Below are 16,369 nucleotides of genomic sequence, written 5' to 3'. Positions count from 1 at the left end.
CTCCAACAATCACGACATGAGGGGGCTCTGCCCCCCGCCCCAACCGATACGGATGGAGACGATTCGCCATGGAGTTACTCTCGGAAGACGCGACCTACCTGGCCGGGGGACTCGGAATCCTGGCCGTGCTCATGCTGGTCGCGCTCAGGGTGACCCAGCAGGGCAAGTTCCTGATCTGGGCGGGGGCCGCCTTGGCCCTGGCTGCGCTTTTCGTCCTGGTCGAGTACGTCTGGGTCACCGACACCGAGCGCATTGAGCAGGTGGTCTACGACCTGAGGGGGGCCGTTGCCAACTCCAACTCTCCAGCCGTCATCGCACTCTTGACGCCCGACGTCCAGTTCGTCCAGAAAGGACAGAGCATCTCGGGGATTGCGACGCGCAACTACATTGAGGATCTCCTGGAACGGGCCCAGTTTGACTTCGTCCGGATCACCAAACTCGAAGCCAACGCCGGACGCCAGTCGGGACGAGGAACCGCTCTGTTCCGGGTCGTGGCGAGCGGGAACTACATGTTCGGGCCGACGTCATTCAACTTCGGCACGACCAACATCGACTTCTCGCTCGGCTTCCGCGAGCTCAGCCCCAAAGTCTGGCGGGTCGAGCGGATCACCCTGACCCGCGTTCCGAGGGATATGCCCGACCCCGGCCGATCCGCCAACGAGTCGCGGCCCAAGCTGCCGTTCCCGCTCAAGCAGAATTCGTTCTGACTCAGACGGATCAGGTGCCAACTCGAGGGAGCCGGTCGTTCAGCAGGCGTTCCTCTCACCGCCAGGGTTGACGGAATCTCACCCTGGCTTTCCCCTGGAGAACATGTCGAAAATCCCAGAAACGGCCCAAAGATCCGGCCCAGGACAGGAAGCGTCAAGTCAAGAGGAGAGGAACATGCCATTGAACATCCATATGGAGGGTGATCTGGCAATCTTGAGCAACTTCGGCCAGTTGCTGAATGACCCCAAACATTTCGACGCCAGCCGTGACATCAAGGAGTTGCTCGACCAGGGATGCCGAAATGTCGTCCTCGACCTCCGCGGAGTCCGGGAGATGGGCGCGACCAGCATGGGGTTGTTGACGACCCTCACGCGGCTGGTCCGGCAGCAAGGTGGCGAGGTCGTCCTGGCGAACGCGAACCACGGCACGAAAGACTTCATCGAAATGATGCGGATGGACGCCTACTGGGATCTCTTCGACAGTCTCCAGGAGGCCAAGACGTTCTATCGACGCGTGCCGAGATGATTCTTGGCGAGCCTCTTCTCTCTCCAGGGCCTTTGCGTAGGACCTAGGCAGCGTTGCCTGGATCATCTTCGACGTATTCATGACCAATAAGCCATATCAATAGACATCAAATCAATCTCCCCCGCGCCCTCGAACTCTCTAACCGATTCCGGCTATTGAGCTTATCGCACTTTCTCGAGGATCTGGCGACGCCGATCGGCGGCCTGTGCTGAAAGTGGCACGAATTTCGCATTTCCAACCGCCGGGACGTGCCTCCACCGCGGGATGATTGGGATCGCGAAACCCTCGCGATTGTCGGCGATCCTCCCGACTCAACGTCACGATTCGATCGCCTGGCCACGAAAGCCACCGTTCGATCCAATCGAACGCGACCCTCGTTGTGCCCCGAATCCCGCGTTTGCTTTGGCTTGAAAACGAGATCGAGCACGATCCATCACCACAAGCCATAAACATTAATCCTAACTCTGATTGATTGTCGAGCCGACGATAGGACTTAGCTTTTCCATGCAAACATGCGTTAACACCTATGCCAAGACGACGAGTTTAACGAATCGGCAATCCCGATCGAATTAGTTTGTCACGAATTATCGCATTGCAACCGTTACTCTTTTGCTTAGACTTGGTTTAATCTATTGCGTTTTTCAGGGCGTATGCTTGAGACAAACAGCCGCGAGCAAGGGTTATCGCCAATTTGGCGTCGATCCGCAGGCGGGCGATGTTGCCATAATCGCTTGCGGAGTCTGAATTTACCTTGCTTCAGGCCCTCTACGAATCGCCTAAGATGGCAACAGCTAAGATAAGTAGAATCCTATTCTCATCTGGGCAAGGTTCGTTCCCGCCGACCTCGTGACTCCCGCATTGTGCGGGACCACACAGGTTCATTGGGGCATTGACGCCTCAAACCAGCAACAAGTTCGTTGCTATCTTTCCATCACTCGATTTTTCAAAGGCGATTCTTGACATGCGCATCCGTCGAGGTTTTACCCTGATCGAACTGCTCGTTGTGATCGCGATCATCGCGGTCTTGATTGCTCTGTTGCTTCCGGCCGTCCAGGCCGCGCGAGAGGCGGCTCGCCGCTCGCAGTGCATCAACAACCTGAAGCAGATGGGCCTGTCGATGGCGAACTACGAGAGTTCCAATGGTGGGTTCCCCCCCGCCAAGGTCTACGCCAGCACTTGCACCACCGCAAACGCCAACGGTGGGACCGGAATCGCACTGAGCACGACGGCCTTTTCCATGGTCCTGAACTACATGGAACAGACGGCGCTCTACAACGCCTACAACTTCAGCCAGGCGTCGACCAATGGAAAAGTGGCCCCCCTCACCACGACCGCCGGCTCGGCCTTCTCCAACACGACGGTGATCGGGTCGATGGTCGCGTCGTTCGTCTGCCCCTCCGACGGTAACACAACGCCCGTCACCGACTCGGTCGCCACGTATTACTCCCGGCAGAACGCGGCTCGAAGTAACTATCTCGTCAGCGGCGCCAACTACACTGACTATAGCTGCCCCGGCATCGGCGCAGGGATGCCGACCGCGTCCTCACGAGGCGCGTTCTTCAACGATCTGTCGACGTCCATCGCCAGCATGACCGACGGGACGAGCAATACGTTCCTGGTCGGCGAGTCGCTCAACGGCTTGGGGCATTATCAGGGAACGGCGTCGGGGACCGACACCAGCGGCTTCGGCTTTGGTCCGTACTGGGGCGCGGGGTGCCACACCTCCACCCACGGCCGGATCGACCCGCCGACCTCGACCTCGGTTCTTGCCTTCCTCCCGAACGGCAAGTCGGGTGTCCTCTACCCGACCGCCACGGCCGCCCAGAAGCAGCGTCCCTACGCCTGGGTCTACAGCAGCTCGCACTCGGGAGGTGTGAACATGGCGCTGGCCGACGGCAGTGTTCGGTTCATCAAGAACTCCATCAACGCCTACACATGGTGGGGCCTGGCCACCATTTCCGGCGGTGAGATCATCAGCGCCGACTCTTACTGAGTCCAGGGCTCGAGCCATGGCAACTCGACAACGACGCGTGCGCCCCTTCGACTCGACCGGGCGCACGCGTCTTGATCCGTTCGTTCGCCGGCCGGTCGAGGTCTGACAAGCAAGCCCATGGAACCGCGACCGGTCGCTGCCTGACGCCTGAGCTCAATCCGGCAACGGTCGAGCCCTCGTGTCAAATGAACCTCTTGTCCCGAATGCCCCAGGTTCGACTCGGCCCGCGGCCCCCAGGCTCATTCGCATGCCCCCCTGCCGAAACTCACTTGGCCCTTCGCAACCTCATTTGCTAGCCACCGCGACCAGTCCGAAGTTCGACGAATCGGTGCAACCGCCGACTCGGTCGGTTCACCAATTTCACCCCCAACAATTGAGACAGCATATTCATGTTCTCAAAATTATTGACACGGCGAAACGCGCTCTGGACAGTCGTTCTGGCGGTTGTCTCGGGTTGCACGGGGTCGGATGTTGAAGAGACGACCGACGGGCCCGACTTCTCGAACCTGGTCCCCGTGCGCGGAGTGGTCACACTCAATGGCGAACCGCTGGTCGGGGCCGTCGTGACGTTCCTCCCTCCGCAATGGTCGCCCGGGGTTGGTGAGACCGACGCGAAGGGCGAATACACCCTCTCGAGCTCTGGCCGGCCGGGTATTTCCCCGGGCGAGTACAAGGTGGCAATCAGCCTGCTCCTCTCGGCCGAGGGCGAACCACAAGGGCTGGCCCCCCGATCCAGCCTGGCCCAGCCGCCAAGCATGCTCTCGTCGAAGGAAATGCTTCCCCGCGAGTACGCCGACCTCGGCACTTCCAAGCTCACCGCCAAGTTCGGCCAGAGTGGGGGCACCTTCAACTTCGACATCAAGGCCCCGGGGCTCGTTATCCCGCCTCCGCCCGCAACCCCAGGCAAGGAGGTCGATGCCGCGGCCGAGGGAGAACAGGCCCCCAAGCCGGCGCCCTCGGCCGATGCCCCCGCCCCTACCCCGAAAAGCGACTCGGCCCCCTGATCGCTCCGGCGATCATCCAATGACATCCATCAAATTATCTCAATCGATCGATCAATATCTCAGCGAGAACCAGTTCGATGACAATGATTCGGTGGGCCGCTCCCCTGGCGTTACTCGGGATGATTGGCTGCAACTCAGACCCGGACAGCGCAATCAAGCTCGTCCCGGTCAAGGGAACTGTCACGCTCGATGGAAAGCCCATGGCCAACGCCATGATCTCGTTCATTCCTGAAGTGGCCAATAACCCCAGCACAGCCGGGGGCGACACGACCGGGCCCGACGGTAACTACCTGGCCCAGTACCGGAACCGCACCGGTCTCGCCCCTGGAAAATACAAAGTGACCATCGTTCCTGGGCTTTCCGAAGGATCGGAGGGGAGCATCCCCGAAGAATTACGGAACGATCCCTTCATGGCCGCCGAAGGGGCGAGGGTCGCCGCCGCCAGCAGGGCTTCCGTCAAGAAAAAAGTGGAGATCAAGGGCGAGTTCGACGCCGAGGTGACCGGGACCGATTCACCCTTGAACTTCGAAGTGAAGACGGCCTCCGCGACGGTGAAATCGAAATAATCACGCCAGGCTTCACCAAGGCGGAAGGCCCGATTGATTTCGCGGTCGAGGCGCGTTGGAATGAATCGGACCTTTTCATCAGGCCAAGGTCCGATTGGCTCGGTTCGGGGCCCCTACCAGGACCAACATTACTGAGGGGTGGTCCCGATCCCTTCCGCGTTCCTCTCTTATCCCTATCTCCGAAACACCTGACGAGCAACTTCTTCATGACCTTCACTCCCCGCACATCGGGCCGCCGGCTCTGGTGGTCCTTTACGGCATTGATCGGGTTCAGCGTGCTCGGATGCGGCGATGCCGAGTCGCCCGAGGATGAGACTCCACCCGACTACACCAAGGTCGTCCCCGTCACAGGGACCGTGAAACTCAACGGCGTACCCCTTCCCACGGCCGTCGTCAGCTTCATCCCGCCCAAGTGGCCCGCCAGCAACGGCGAGACCAAGGCCGACGGAACCTTCACACTGGAAACGACGGGCAACCCGGGTGTCCTTCCCGGCGAATACCGAGTCTCCATCAGCTACCTCGTCTCCCCAGCCGGCGGAGCCCAGGGGCTTGGCCCCCGACGCTCGTTTAGCCCACCGCCCGGCATGCTCGGAGCCGAGGAAAAACTGCCTCCCGAATACTCCGACTTCATGCGTACCACCCTCAAGAGAACCGTTCCCGCCACCGGCGGAAACTTTGAGTTCGATATCAAAGCCGACCAGGTCAAAATCGAGCCCACTAAGGCCGTGGTCGAAGCCGAACCCGCGAAGACCGAACCCGAAGCCGAACCCGCGAAGACCGAACCCGCAAAGACCGAGCCCGAACCTGCGAAGACCGAACCCGCGAAAACCGAACCTGAACCTGCGAAAACCGAGCCTGCGAAGACCGAGCCCGAACCTGCGAAAACCGAACCTGCGAAGACCGAGCCCGAACCCAAGTGAATTCTGGTGGGATCACCGTTCCCGATGATTCGCACCCACTCAAGCGAGTTTATTTTCAACGACCCGCCATAGGGCTAGGAATCACTCTCGCTCCCACGGTCCCCCGTGGGAGCGAGTAGCGAGAGGCTTCCTAGCCCTGTATCGGGTCGTTGTTTATTTTTCGATCTGGACGACCGGAAACGGGCGTCCAGATTGGGGCCCCACAGAGTACGCAGCAGCAAATGCGACGAACCGTGAGAAGGCTTGAGGCGTGAAGTCCAAGATATCCCACCAGTTCCTTTGACCAGCGACATCATGGGTCGCCTGCACTCACATCGTTTGTTTGCTGATTTCGCCATCAGCAGCGACCAGACCGAGGAAACGATCTGCATTCCCGAATGGAGACCGACCTACCTGATTGATCACCTTGCTCTGTAAGATGGAAGAACTGCTCGGATGCGGTTTGTTCGGCCCGACGAACTAGGCCACCAACCGGGGAGAGGTGTTGGGGCCCATCATCGAGTTGGGACGAGATGGCCTCGGGTCGCCGTTCGAAGCCGAGAGTTTTACCGAGGACAAGAACCGAATGCGAATCCAACCGGGCGAAGTCTACAGAATTCAATGGCCCTACGATGTCGCGGTCGAGAAGGACCCGTACGCGATCGTCGTTTCCGAGGAGAGTTACAACGACCAGCATGTCGTCGTCGTGCCGTTATCCACCGAGAACCTCTCCGATTCCGCGGCACGACTCGCGCTGCCAGAGGAAGTCCTCGGCCGGCGAGCCATCGCGCAGACAGACAAGCTGACCCGGCTCGACGTCGCAAACATCATTGCGCTCGAGAGTGGTCCCCTAGGCACCATCGAAGAAGAAGTCTTCTTCGATCTGAATTTGGCCATCGGCAAGGCGATCGGAGCCCATTTCTTTCCGGGAGAGTTTGAGGCCGGATGGAAACCGCCCGGCAGCAAGCGGCCTGATCGTGGCAGCATCTGGCAATCGATTTGGCAAGACTCGAAAACAGCCACCCGGCCCGGCCTCGTGATGTCAGACGCGTCTGGGATTAATGATTACGTGATCCTCATGCCGCTCACCAGTCAGCCGCTTGAAAAGAAGCCACTGCCCCCGTCCTGCGTCGACCTGGGCGAGTACGTTGCTCAGGCCGATCGTGTCGAGATCGTTCGGACCAGTCAACTTCGCGAGTACAACGATCGAGTCGACCGCTCAAAATTCGAAGCGGCGTGCCGAGCGATCGCCCACGTCATCGGGGCTGAACTCTAAAGCAAGTGGTCACGGCTTTCGAGACTGTAGCCACGTCACCGGGTTTTCCGGAGGCCCCGGACGGCCCGGACAACTTGCTTGTCCGGGCGGCGGAGCCGCGAGAGGCGTCCGGTGGGCCGCTTGGTGCACTCGGGCCGGGGCAATCCCAGAACTTCCTGTCGCATCGCGCCCCGAAGCCATCAACTTAGCGCCCTTGCTACAGTGTCGCTTTGTGCCCGAAATTAGGCCGCCCGCTCAGAACTGGAATTCATTAACATAATGATTTCCATGGTTGTCTTGGAATGCCCCGATGAGGCATGACCGGTAGACGCACGCACAATTCACTGCGCGTCAATTCTACCGATACAAGCAAGGATACCGACACCTTCCTCACACCACGGTCGTTGTTGCGGCATCGCATATCCAACTCCACGGAATCTCCTGGGCCTCCCCACTGAAGCGCCCGCCAACAAGCCTCCGCTGCCCATCATTCCCCACCAATCACTTCTATAATATTCACATCTTTTACCTCCTATACGGAACACTTGACGGCCTCCTCTGAGGCTCGGTATAGTCGAGCCGATTGAGACTGAGTCTTAATTCCCCCCCCCAATCCGGACGCGTGTCCTGTTCTGAGACAGGGACCCGAGTCCACTGGCCTGAGATCGTCAATGCACTCTGCTACGAAGCGTGGATTCACCCTGATCGAACTGCTTGTCGTGATTGCGATCATCGCCGTGCTGATCGCGCTCTTGCTTCCCGCCGTGCAAGCGGCCCGAGAGGCGGCCCGACGGGCGCAATGTATCAACAATCTCAAGCAACTTGGGCTTGCCACTCACAACTATGAAAGCGCCCTGGGGTCATTTCCAATCGCGGGGGCCGTTCGGGCGTTACCTTCGGGCGGCCTTTTCTTCGGCGGTTGGAGTGCGCACGCTCGAGTCTTGCCTTACCTGGAACAGAACAACTCGTTCAACGCGATTAATTTCGACCTGAGCTACTCGGCGCCGCAGAACACGACGACCCCCAGCACGATCATCAGCGCGTTCATCTGTCCCAGCGAGATCTCACCTGGGCTGACTCAGCATAGCTTCGGCATGGCCGCGCCAACGAACTATGGCTGGTGCATGGGCGACTGGTTTGTTTGGGGCGGCGTCAACGGGGCCGACAACCGCGCCGCGGTCCAGTTCAACCGTCCGAGGCGGATCGCCGATTTCACTGACGGCACGAGCAACAGCCTGCTCGCCGCCGAAGTCAAGGCTCAACAGCGGTATCTCCGCGACTTCGCAAGCGGCTTGGCGAACATCCAGAACCCGAGCACCGTGCCGGACCCGAACACCGACCCGTACGCGGTGGCTCCCGAGTACAACTCGGGCGGATCGCTCCAGGCGTCCGGACATACCGAGTGGGTCGATGGCCACGTCCATCAATCCGGCATGACCACCGCCTGGCCTCCCAATAAGCGAATCACACGCACAGGCGACCCGTCGGTCGACCTCGACCTGACCGGGATCCGTGAGCAGAACGGCGGCCCCACGTTCTCGGCGATCAACGCCCGGAGCTTCCACACCGGAGGCGTCAACGCACTCCTCGCGGATGGAAGCGTCAAATTCTTGAAAAACACCATCGCCGGCTCCACCTGGAGAGCGCTGGGCACGATCCGCGGCGGCGAAGTCATCAGCGCCGACCAGTACTAACGGACACCGGCCTGCTTCGTAGGATCAGGGCAACGCAAAGCGTTGCCTCACTCATCATGAAGTGATAATCAGTTCGCAATCAATTCGCGACAAGAATCGAATCTCTCCCGTGGGGCGGGCACAGCCCACCATCCTGATCTCCTTACCCACAGGGAGATTAAGATGGTGAGCCGGGCCCGCCCTACGGGTGTTGTGGGACCCACGTTCGTCGGGGATCACGGGTTCGGCGAAGCTTGACTGTGGTTCGGTGGCTCGTCGGGACTCGTGGCCACTCACCCCTGTCTGACGCGGCCACGGACGACTCGAATCATCACGGCTCTCGACAATTCTGACGTTTGTCAGACTTCGGACTTGCATTCGATCCTCGACGCTCCAATAGTGGATTCTGGAGCCGGGGCCGGCGGTTCGAGCTCACCCAAGGTGGGTGGGCCAGTCCGCGCTGCGGCGGGCCGTCTGGCGTTGATCGAGGGGGGTGGCATGGCGGAAGTGGCGGCAGCCGGCAAACGGATCGTGGCCAACGTCGAGAAGGTCGTCGTTGGCAAGCGTCAGGAGATCCTCCTGGCCCTGGTCGCCTACTTCGCCGAGGGGCACATCCTCCTCGAAGACGTCCCGGGCGTGGCCAAGACGATGCTGGCGCGAGCGCTGGCCCGGAGCGTGGGGGCGACCTTCAAGCGGCTCCAGTGCACACCCGACCTGCTGCCGACCGACGTCACCGGGGGCTCGATCTTCAACCCGCGGACAACGCAGTTCGAGTTCCGGGCGGGCCCGATCTTCGCCCAGATCGTCCTCGCCGACGAGATCAACCGGGCCACCCCGAGGACCCAGTCCGCGCTCCTGGAGGCGATGGCCGAAAGCAAGGTCTCGGTCGACGGAACGACGTACGACCTGACTCCACCGTTCCTCCTGATCGCCACCCAGAACCCCGTGGACCACGAGGGGACCTTCCCGCTCCCCGAGGCGCAACTTGACCGGTTCCTGGTCCGGCTCAACCTGGGCTATCCATCGGCCGAGGAGGAGGCGTCGATGCTCGGTCGGTTGCAGCTCCGGCACCCGATCGACGACTTGCCGACCGTCATCACGGCCGAGGAGGTTCTCCAGTGTCAGCAGGCGGTGCGCGCCGTCCGCGTCGACAGCAAGCTCTGCCGCTACATCGTGGATCTGATCGGTCGGACCCGTAGTCATCCCGACGTCCTGCTGGGCGGCAGTCCGAGAGCCTCGCTGGCACTGCACCGCGCCTCTCAAGCGGTGGCGGCGATCCGAGGGCAGGACTTCGTCACCCCCGACGATGTCAAGCGAATGGCACCGGCAGTGCTGAGCCACCGGATCATCCTCAAGCCCGAGAGCCGACTGCGCAAGGTGACAACCCGATCGGTGATCGAGGAAGTCCTCGATTCGGCCGTCGTGCCGGCCAGTGGAACGAGGGTCATGGCCTGATGCGCTCGGTCTTCGTCGTGGTCCTGGTTCTCGTCGTCGCGGTCGTCTTCGACCTCGGCCTGCTCGCCTGCGCGATGCTCGCTCTCTCGGGCTTGATGCTGGTCAGCCGCTTCCTTGCCCGGACTTGGATTACCAACCTCGACGTGACGCGGGAGTGCAACCGGACCGAGCTCGAGATCGGGCAGTCGATCGCCTTCGTGGCGACCTTGCGGAATCGCGGTCGACTTCCGATCGCCTGGGTTCTCATCGAGGAGATGCTGCCCCGGGCGGCGATCACGGCACGTCCCCCCCGGATCGAGGTCAAGGGGCGTCGCCTGGCTGTGGCGATGCTCGGACCGCTCGGGAGCAAGACGCTGAATTATCAGCTTCGTTTCGCCATGCGCGGGTACTACCAGGTCGGCCCAATGGTGCTGGAGACGGGCGACCTCTTCGGGTTGCATCGGCGGTTCCGAACCGCGACCGACCCGGTCTACGTCACGGTCTATCCCAAAGTCGTCCCCCTGCCCGGCTACGACCTGGCGTCGCGACGGCCGATCGGCGAGATCAAGCTCACGCACCGGCTGTTCGAGGACCCGACGCGAATCGCGGGCGTGCGGGCGTATCAGCCCGGCGACCCGCTCAACCGAGTCCACTGGGCGGCCACGGCACGGACCGGAACCCTGCAGAGCAAGATCTACGACGCCTCGACGATCGCGGGGGCAACGATCCTCCTCGACTTCCACCGCGATGCCTACCCGGCGCGGAACGAGCCCGCTCGCTCCGAGCTCGCCGTCACCGCCGCCGTGGCGCTGGCCAACGCGGTGAGCCTGATGGGGCAGCCCGTCGGCCTGATCACCAACGGCCGTGACGCCGCCGAGCGGATCCGACATCGCGACGAGACTGCGCAACGCGAGGGCAAGCCCCGCGCCGACCGCGCGACGATTCATCGGAGGGCGGCGATGCGTGAGGACGACGACCGGCTCCGCCCGTTGATCGTCCCCCCCGGGCGCGGCCCCGAGGCCTTCGCGAGGATCCACGAGGCCATGGCTCGAGTCGAGCTGTCCGACGGCCTGACCTTCGACCGCCTCTCCATTGAAGCCGAGCCGCGCCTTCCCCGCGACGCGACGGTCGTCGCCATCCTCGCCCACGTCACCCCCGAAACGGCCCTGGCTCTGGGCCGGCTCAAACGCCAGGGGTTCGCCGTGAGCGTCGTGCTCCTGGCGTTCGACGAGGTCGAACGCATCGACGGCGCTGGGCTGCTGATCGCCCAGGGCCTGGCCGTCCGCGCCGTCTCCGACGAAAACGAGTTGCATGGCTTCTGCGAGCTTCAGTTCGTGACCCCGCTGTAAGTTCCAGGCAAGACCCATCGGAGCCGCCCGCGATGGCCCGCAAGGACTCCTCAGGCACCCTGGTCGACCACCTCGTCGCCGCGATCGAGCCGGCCCTGATCATGGTCATGGTCGGCGGCCTGATGTTCTTCCTGCTCGACCTCTGGTACGAAGGCCCGTTCCTGGCCCGGCTCCGCTGGATCCTCTTCTGGTTCGTGCTCGGGATCGTGCTGATCACGAGGGTCGGCATGCAGGTGGGCGACGACCTGGCCAAGGGATACGGCATCGCCCTCGGCGGCGCCGTGGCGCTGGTGGCCACGACGCTGGCGGGGTTCCAGCCGTTCCTACTGGCGGTGATGGGCCTCGTCTGGTGGGCGACCCACAAGCTGACCTACGACTGCACGCTGATCGATGAGGATCAGGACAAGGGCGTCGGTCTCCTTGAGGAGAGCGGCCTCGACCCCTCGGCATCGGCGGCGACCGACGCGCACGACCCCCTGGAGGCGCAAGACGCCTCGCTTCTGCCCCGCCGCCCCTGGTGGAAGGCCTGGGGACGCGACCCCGGCGAGGCCTCCCGCCCCCATCCGCCGGGCGTCTGGCTCATCTATTTCTCGATCGCATCGCTCCTGATCTTCGGCCTCGGCCAGGGGCTCGTGCCGGCCGTCGAGGAGGATCGCCGCGCCGGGCTCTTCTTCTATTTCCTGGCCTACCTCGCCAGCGGGATGGGTCTCCTCCTCGCGACGAGCTTCCTCAACCTTCGCCGCTACCTGCGACGGCGCAAGATCCCGATGCCCGCCGCCATGACCGCGACCTGGCTGACGACGGGCGCGAGCGTGATCGCCGGCCTCACCCTCGCCTCGGCGATCTTGCTCCCGTCGCTCTCCGGCTTCAGCACGACGGAAGGCTCAACCCTCGGGCCAAGCGCCCGTCTTGCCTCACGGTGGGCGCTGCTCAAGGACGGTGGCGTCCAGGGCGATGGGGCTCCGAGCGAAGGGGATGCCGCCTCGAAAGCCGCACACCCTCCGCAAGAGGCGGGCAAGCCTGAAGGCTCGGGCAAGACCAACGACCCGAACGCAGCCCGACAGACCAACGGCCAGGGACGCCAGGGCGGAAACCGCGGCCAGGGACGCGCAAAATCGGGCGCCCAGAGCGGAAAACCGTCCGCATCGAACGGGAAGGCGTCAGACAAACAAGGCCCCCGCCAGGAGCAATCCAACAAACCAGGCAAGGGACAACAGGACCAGGCCAAACCAGGGAACAAATCCGAGCCGCAGGCCCAGCAGGACGATAACCAGGAATCCGGACAGGACGGAAAGTCGTCATCCGCTCAGGATCAGGCTTCCAACCAGGCGGTGCGGCGTCCCTCGCTGTCGTTTCAGACCCCGAGCTGGCTGCGAATTCCGATCCTCATCGTCGGGATCGCCTTCTTGATCTTCGGCGCCATCCGCTACGGTCCGGATTTGCTCAAGGGCCTTTGGGCGTTGCTCGCGGCGCTTCTGGGAGGCCTCTGGTTCGGCGGACCGCGAAAGCCGAAGACGAAGGAAGACGCCGACGCCTCGCCCGCGACGGAACCCCCGCCCCAGCCATTTGCCTCATTCGCCAACCCGTTCGACGTGGGCCTCGATCACAGACTCACGCCCGACGACCTGGTCATCTACAGCTTCGAGGCACTCGAAGCCTGGGCCTACGAACAAGGCCTGGGCCGATCACCGCACGAGACCCCGACCGAGTTCGTCCAGCGTCTGGAAGAAGCCAAGCCCGCGCTGGGCACCGACGCCCCCCGCGTGGTCTCCTTTTTCGTCACGATCACCTACGGCCGACGAGGCCTCAAGCCAGAGGTTCTACCGACGCTCCGCCGGTTCTGGCTGAGCCTCGAGGGACGTGGTGCGTCCGCGTTCACAGAGAACGCCAACCACGTTTGAGTTAATTCAACAATTTTTCACTATATTAATACTTCATGGGTTTGTGTACCACCAGAATGGCGGCGTGAGGGCGGACATCCTGCTTTGACCGGTCCGTTCAGGGCCAGATCGCTTTCAATTGATCAACCGACTCGGAAGCCAGAGCGAGCGGCGGCATCGAGAGGCCTCCCGCCTGCAACTTGTCGCCGGCCGGGGTATCGCCCGCCAGCTTGGTCCACGACTGGGCCATCAGGTGTGAGTTGTGCTCCGCCTGCCCGAGCGCGTGTACGAACTCGTGGGCGACGATCACTTCGAGGACGCCAATCCCGGCGCCTCGTACGCCATTCGGTGTGTTGATGCGGACTTCGGCGGGCAATTTGACCTCGGCACTCATCAGTTGGCCCGAGCTGCCGGTCGTGGCGGAGGTTCGGCCATGCACCGCGGTGGCGCCGATGGTGGAATCGGTCGTCACCGTGATGTTTGGCCCCGTCGAGCTTCCCATGGCGAGGACGACGTTGAGACCTGATTTCTTGAACAGCACATTCAGATCAGTAACCGCCCGTTTGCAAGCCTTGATCCAATATGCGTCGAGTCCACTGAGATCCACTTTCACCGCCGCCATAGCTGACTCCTTCTTTCCCAGACTCACCGGGGCAGTTGAGAATCGGCATCGAGACTGACACTCTACCAAGATGACGGGACGATTGTGACTCGAATCTCGGTGGCCAGGCTCCTAAGAGGCTGGCACCAAATAAGTTATTCATTTGAGTCTGCCGCAAAGAAACCGGGCCGTCTGTCTGCCCCGGAGGCCGAAATTCGCGGGAGAAACTCGTTCCGACGCTCTGCGTGGGAATGCCCTCCTGGCCGCTCTGCGGCCCCACCCGCCGGGGAAGACGACGCGGAGCGTCGCGGACGTCATTCCCACGCAGAGCGTCGGAACGAGATCCCGGTTTCTATGCGACAGGCTCGTTCATTTGCGTCTATGAGTGGAGTAACAAGAAAATGGTGGAACAGGTCAGGTCAAACCGCTCTTTCCGCTTCTTCCAATTGACGAATTCGATCTTCTAACGCTTTAATGTGCTCATTTGTCTGTTGATGCGATGCGGCCGCGACCCAGAAAATCATCGGCAGAAAACAGATCAACGGAGTCATCCCGATGTCTGACCGCCCGGCCACGAACCCGCCGACGACATTCGCGATCAAGACGATGACGCACAATATGGCGGAGAAGCCGAATGGCAGCCATACGCTCATGGGTTTTGGCTTGTTGACCATGGTTCGCTCGAGTGTGGTATTGGGAGTCGCGTTCGCGAAGCCACCGCTTTGACTCGACAAGGTATTCGCCACGGCAGAGTGAATCTTACAGGGGACCACAGTGTTAGAGCGGTTTGCCGAAAACGGAAAGAGGGCAGAAGTCGATTTGATCGAAACGTGATGGATCGATTGATGATCGGCACCTGACCTCTTTTCACTTCCCGAACCGGCTGGACTCGCGCCGGCCGGGCGTGCCCGGTCCCGCCGCCCTCTGGCCGAGGAGGCAGATCTATGGAGAATCATGAAAGGCGAATACGCGAGACGAAAGCTCGATGGCACGATCGTCCTCCAGGCCAGCGGACCGACCGGCGCCTCGCCTCGGCCGGGCAAGGCAGAGGGTTGAGCCCCATTTCACCCCGCGGATGAGGCCGAGTCATGGCAACGACATCAAAGCCCACAGAGTCGAAGGGATCCGGGTGGCTCCGGTGGCCCAGTGGCGGCCTGGGACTCCGGCTAGCCATCGGGGTCATCGTCGGATGGATCGCCTTCGGCGGCGTCTCGATCTGGCGGATGGGGAGCCTCGACGGGCTCCCCGACGTCGGCGAGCCGTTCGATGTGGCCGAGGCGCGGCGGCCCGTCGCGCTCCCCGATGTCGACAACGCCTTCGTCGCGTACGCGGCGGCGCACAAGCTGGTGGACCCGCCGAATTCGATCGACGAGGCCCGGAGGGGCCTGTTCTTTCAGGCCGTGTGGGGCAACGAGAACAAGCCGTTGACCTGGTCTTCGGCCCCCCCCGGGCTTTGCGAATACCTGGAGATCAAACGCGCGGCGTTGGAGATCTGGCGCGAGGGGAGTCGGCGTCGCGATGCCCTTCACCAGCAACCCAGCCGGTTGTCCGTCCACACGGAAATGTACCTCATGCAGGATGCGACCGTTTTCGCCGGGATGGCGGCCCTGGAGGGCTCACGCCTTGAGGACGCCGGCGCGTGGGACGCAGCTTGGGACAATTACCTTGCGATACTTCGCTGCAGCCGGCTCATTGGCCGCCACGGGACGCTCATTCAACGCCAATACGGCGCGAGAATCCACTCCCTGGCCTCGCGTTGCATCCTCCGATGGGCGGCCGACCCGAACCTCGAAGCCGGGCAGCTCCGCCGGGCACTGCAAGACACTCTGGATGCCGATGCGCTGACCCCACCGGTCTCCGAGGCGATCAAGCTCGACTATCTGTCGTGCCTGGAGCCTATGGAAGACATGAGGAACTTCGAGAGGATGATGCTCTCCTTCGGTCGCCCGCGCCCCCTGTTCGGGGGTCAGCAAGTGGGCCTGCTGGATCGGCTCGTGCCCTGGAGTGCGCAACGCCCCATTCAACGATTCCAGCGCGACGCCAGCAACGAGCTGGAGCGGAGTCGGCGTGTGTTCCAATTGTTGTTCGCCAACTGGCTGGCGCAAGCGGACCGGCTGGCCGGGCGCCGGGCGCCACTGGCAATACGAAAACCGACCTGGGTCTATGCCGACGACCCATCCGCCCCCGTTGCGGCCCGCGCCATGAGTCCGGAATCCCTGGTCCGGGCCCTCGATCGGATCGAGTTCGGTTTCTTGTTTGGCCAAGAGAATACCCCGAGCGACCCGCCTTGGGAGGGCCAGGGAGATCTGGCCCGGGAGCGTCGACGTCGCTCGGTGCTGATCGTCCGGCTGGCGACCGAGCTCTACCGCCGCGAACACGGCACAGCCCCGACGACCGCCGGCTCGCTACTGGAAACGGCGCTCAAGGAACTGCCCGAGGGGATCACGGCGACTGATCCGATTCCGCCCAGTCTGGAGTGAGT

At 62.4% G+C, this 16,369-nt stretch carries 14 protein-coding genes; 12 read left to right on the top strand and 2 right to left on the bottom strand.

Annotation, left to right across the window (positions count from 1 at the left end):
• Positions 1–68: 68 nt before the first annotated feature.
• The 11 genes from V5E97_RS05395 to V5E97_RS05345 all read left to right on the top strand — a co-directional run bounded on the left by V5E97_RS05395 (position 69) and on the right by V5E97_RS05345 (position 13,307).
• Positions 69–707 carry a hypothetical protein gene (locus V5E97_RS05395; RefSeq protein ID WP_406698264.1) on the top strand — a complete coding sequence of 213 codons (639 nt, stop codon included), beginning with the start codon at positions 69–71 and terminating at the stop codon, positions 705–707.
• 175 nt (positions 708–882) lie between these two features.
• Positions 883–1,233, top strand: a complete 351-nt coding sequence (locus tag V5E97_RS05390; RefSeq protein WP_406698262.1) for an STAS domain-containing protein — start codon at positions 883–885, stop codon at positions 1,231–1,233.
• 961 nt (positions 1,234–2,194) lie between these two features.
• Positions 2,195–3,226 carry a DUF1559 family PulG-like putative transporter gene (locus tag V5E97_RS05385; protein ID WP_406698261.1) on the top strand — a complete coding sequence of 344 codons (1,032 nt, stop codon included), beginning with the start codon at positions 2,195–2,197 and terminating at the stop codon, positions 3,224–3,226.
• A 389-nt stretch (positions 3,227–3,615) separates the two neighbouring features.
• A complete protein-coding gene (locus V5E97_RS05380; protein ID WP_406698260.1) occupies positions 3,616–4,230 on the top strand; it encodes a carboxypeptidase-like regulatory domain-containing protein in 615 nt (204 codons plus the stop codon).
• A 77-nt stretch (positions 4,231–4,307) separates the two neighbouring features.
• Positions 4,308–4,796, top strand: coding sequence for a carboxypeptidase-like regulatory domain-containing protein (locus V5E97_RS05375; RefSeq protein ID WP_406698259.1), 489 nt, complete (start codon positions 4,308–4,310; stop codon positions 4,794–4,796).
• Positions 4,797–5,002: 206 nt separating this feature from the next.
• Positions 5,003–5,716, top strand: coding sequence for a hypothetical protein (locus tag V5E97_RS05370; protein ID WP_406698258.1), 714 nt, complete (start codon positions 5,003–5,005; stop codon positions 5,714–5,716).
• A 565-nt stretch (positions 5,717–6,281) separates the two neighbouring features.
• Positions 6,282–6,971 (top strand): type II toxin-antitoxin system PemK/MazF family toxin, encoded by a 690-nt coding sequence (locus V5E97_RS05365; protein ID WP_406698257.1) that lies wholly within the window; start codon positions 6,282–6,284, stop codon positions 6,969–6,971.
• A 650-nt stretch (positions 6,972–7,621) separates the two neighbouring features.
• Entirely contained in the window at positions 7,622–8,644 is a 1,023-nt protein-coding gene (locus V5E97_RS05360) for a DUF1559 family PulG-like putative transporter (protein ID WP_406698256.1), read from the top strand.
• A 477-nt stretch (positions 8,645–9,121) separates the two neighbouring features.
• On the top strand, positions 9,122–10,078 hold the full coding sequence (locus V5E97_RS05355; protein WP_406701132.1) for an AAA family ATPase: 957 nt from the start codon (positions 9,122–9,124) through the stop codon (positions 10,076–10,078).
• Positions 10,078–11,406, top strand: a complete 1,329-nt coding sequence (locus tag V5E97_RS05350) for a DUF58 domain-containing protein (RefSeq protein WP_406698255.1) — start codon at positions 10,078–10,080, stop codon at positions 11,404–11,406. The genes V5E97_RS05355 and V5E97_RS05350 overlap by 1 nt, the downstream gene beginning before the upstream one ends.
• Before the next feature lie 32 nt (positions 11,407–11,438).
• Complete coding sequence (locus V5E97_RS05345) at positions 11,439–13,307, top strand: DUF4129 domain-containing protein (RefSeq protein WP_406698254.1); 1,869 nt, start codon at positions 11,439–11,441, stop codon at positions 13,305–13,307.
• 97 nt (positions 13,308–13,404) lie between these two features.
• Here V5E97_RS05345 and V5E97_RS05340 read toward each other — a convergent pair whose 3' ends face one another.
• Positions 13,405–13,908, bottom strand: a complete 504-nt coding sequence (locus tag V5E97_RS05340; protein ID WP_406698253.1) for a hypothetical protein — start codon at positions 13,906–13,908, stop codon at positions 13,405–13,407.
• A 398-nt stretch (positions 13,909–14,306) separates the two neighbouring features.
• Entirely contained in the window at positions 14,307–14,633 is a 327-nt protein-coding gene (locus tag V5E97_RS05335; RefSeq protein WP_406698251.1) for a hypothetical protein, read from the bottom strand.
• A gap of 342 nt (positions 14,634–14,975) precedes the next feature.
• On the opposite strand from V5E97_RS05335, the gene V5E97_RS05330 reads away from it, so the two are divergent.
• On the top strand, positions 14,976–16,367 hold the full coding sequence (locus V5E97_RS05330) for a hypothetical protein (protein WP_406698250.1): 1,392 nt from the start codon (positions 14,976–14,978) through the stop codon (positions 16,365–16,367).
• Positions 16,368–16,369: the final 2 nt, after the last annotated feature.

It is taken from the genome of Singulisphaera photorubra, assembly GCF_045290345.1.
GTDB lineage: Bacteria > Planctomycetota > Planctomycetia > Isosphaerales > Isosphaeraceae > Singulisphaera.
Note: the sequence above shows the minus strand (reverse complement) of the source record. Positions and strands in the feature narration are given on the sequence as shown.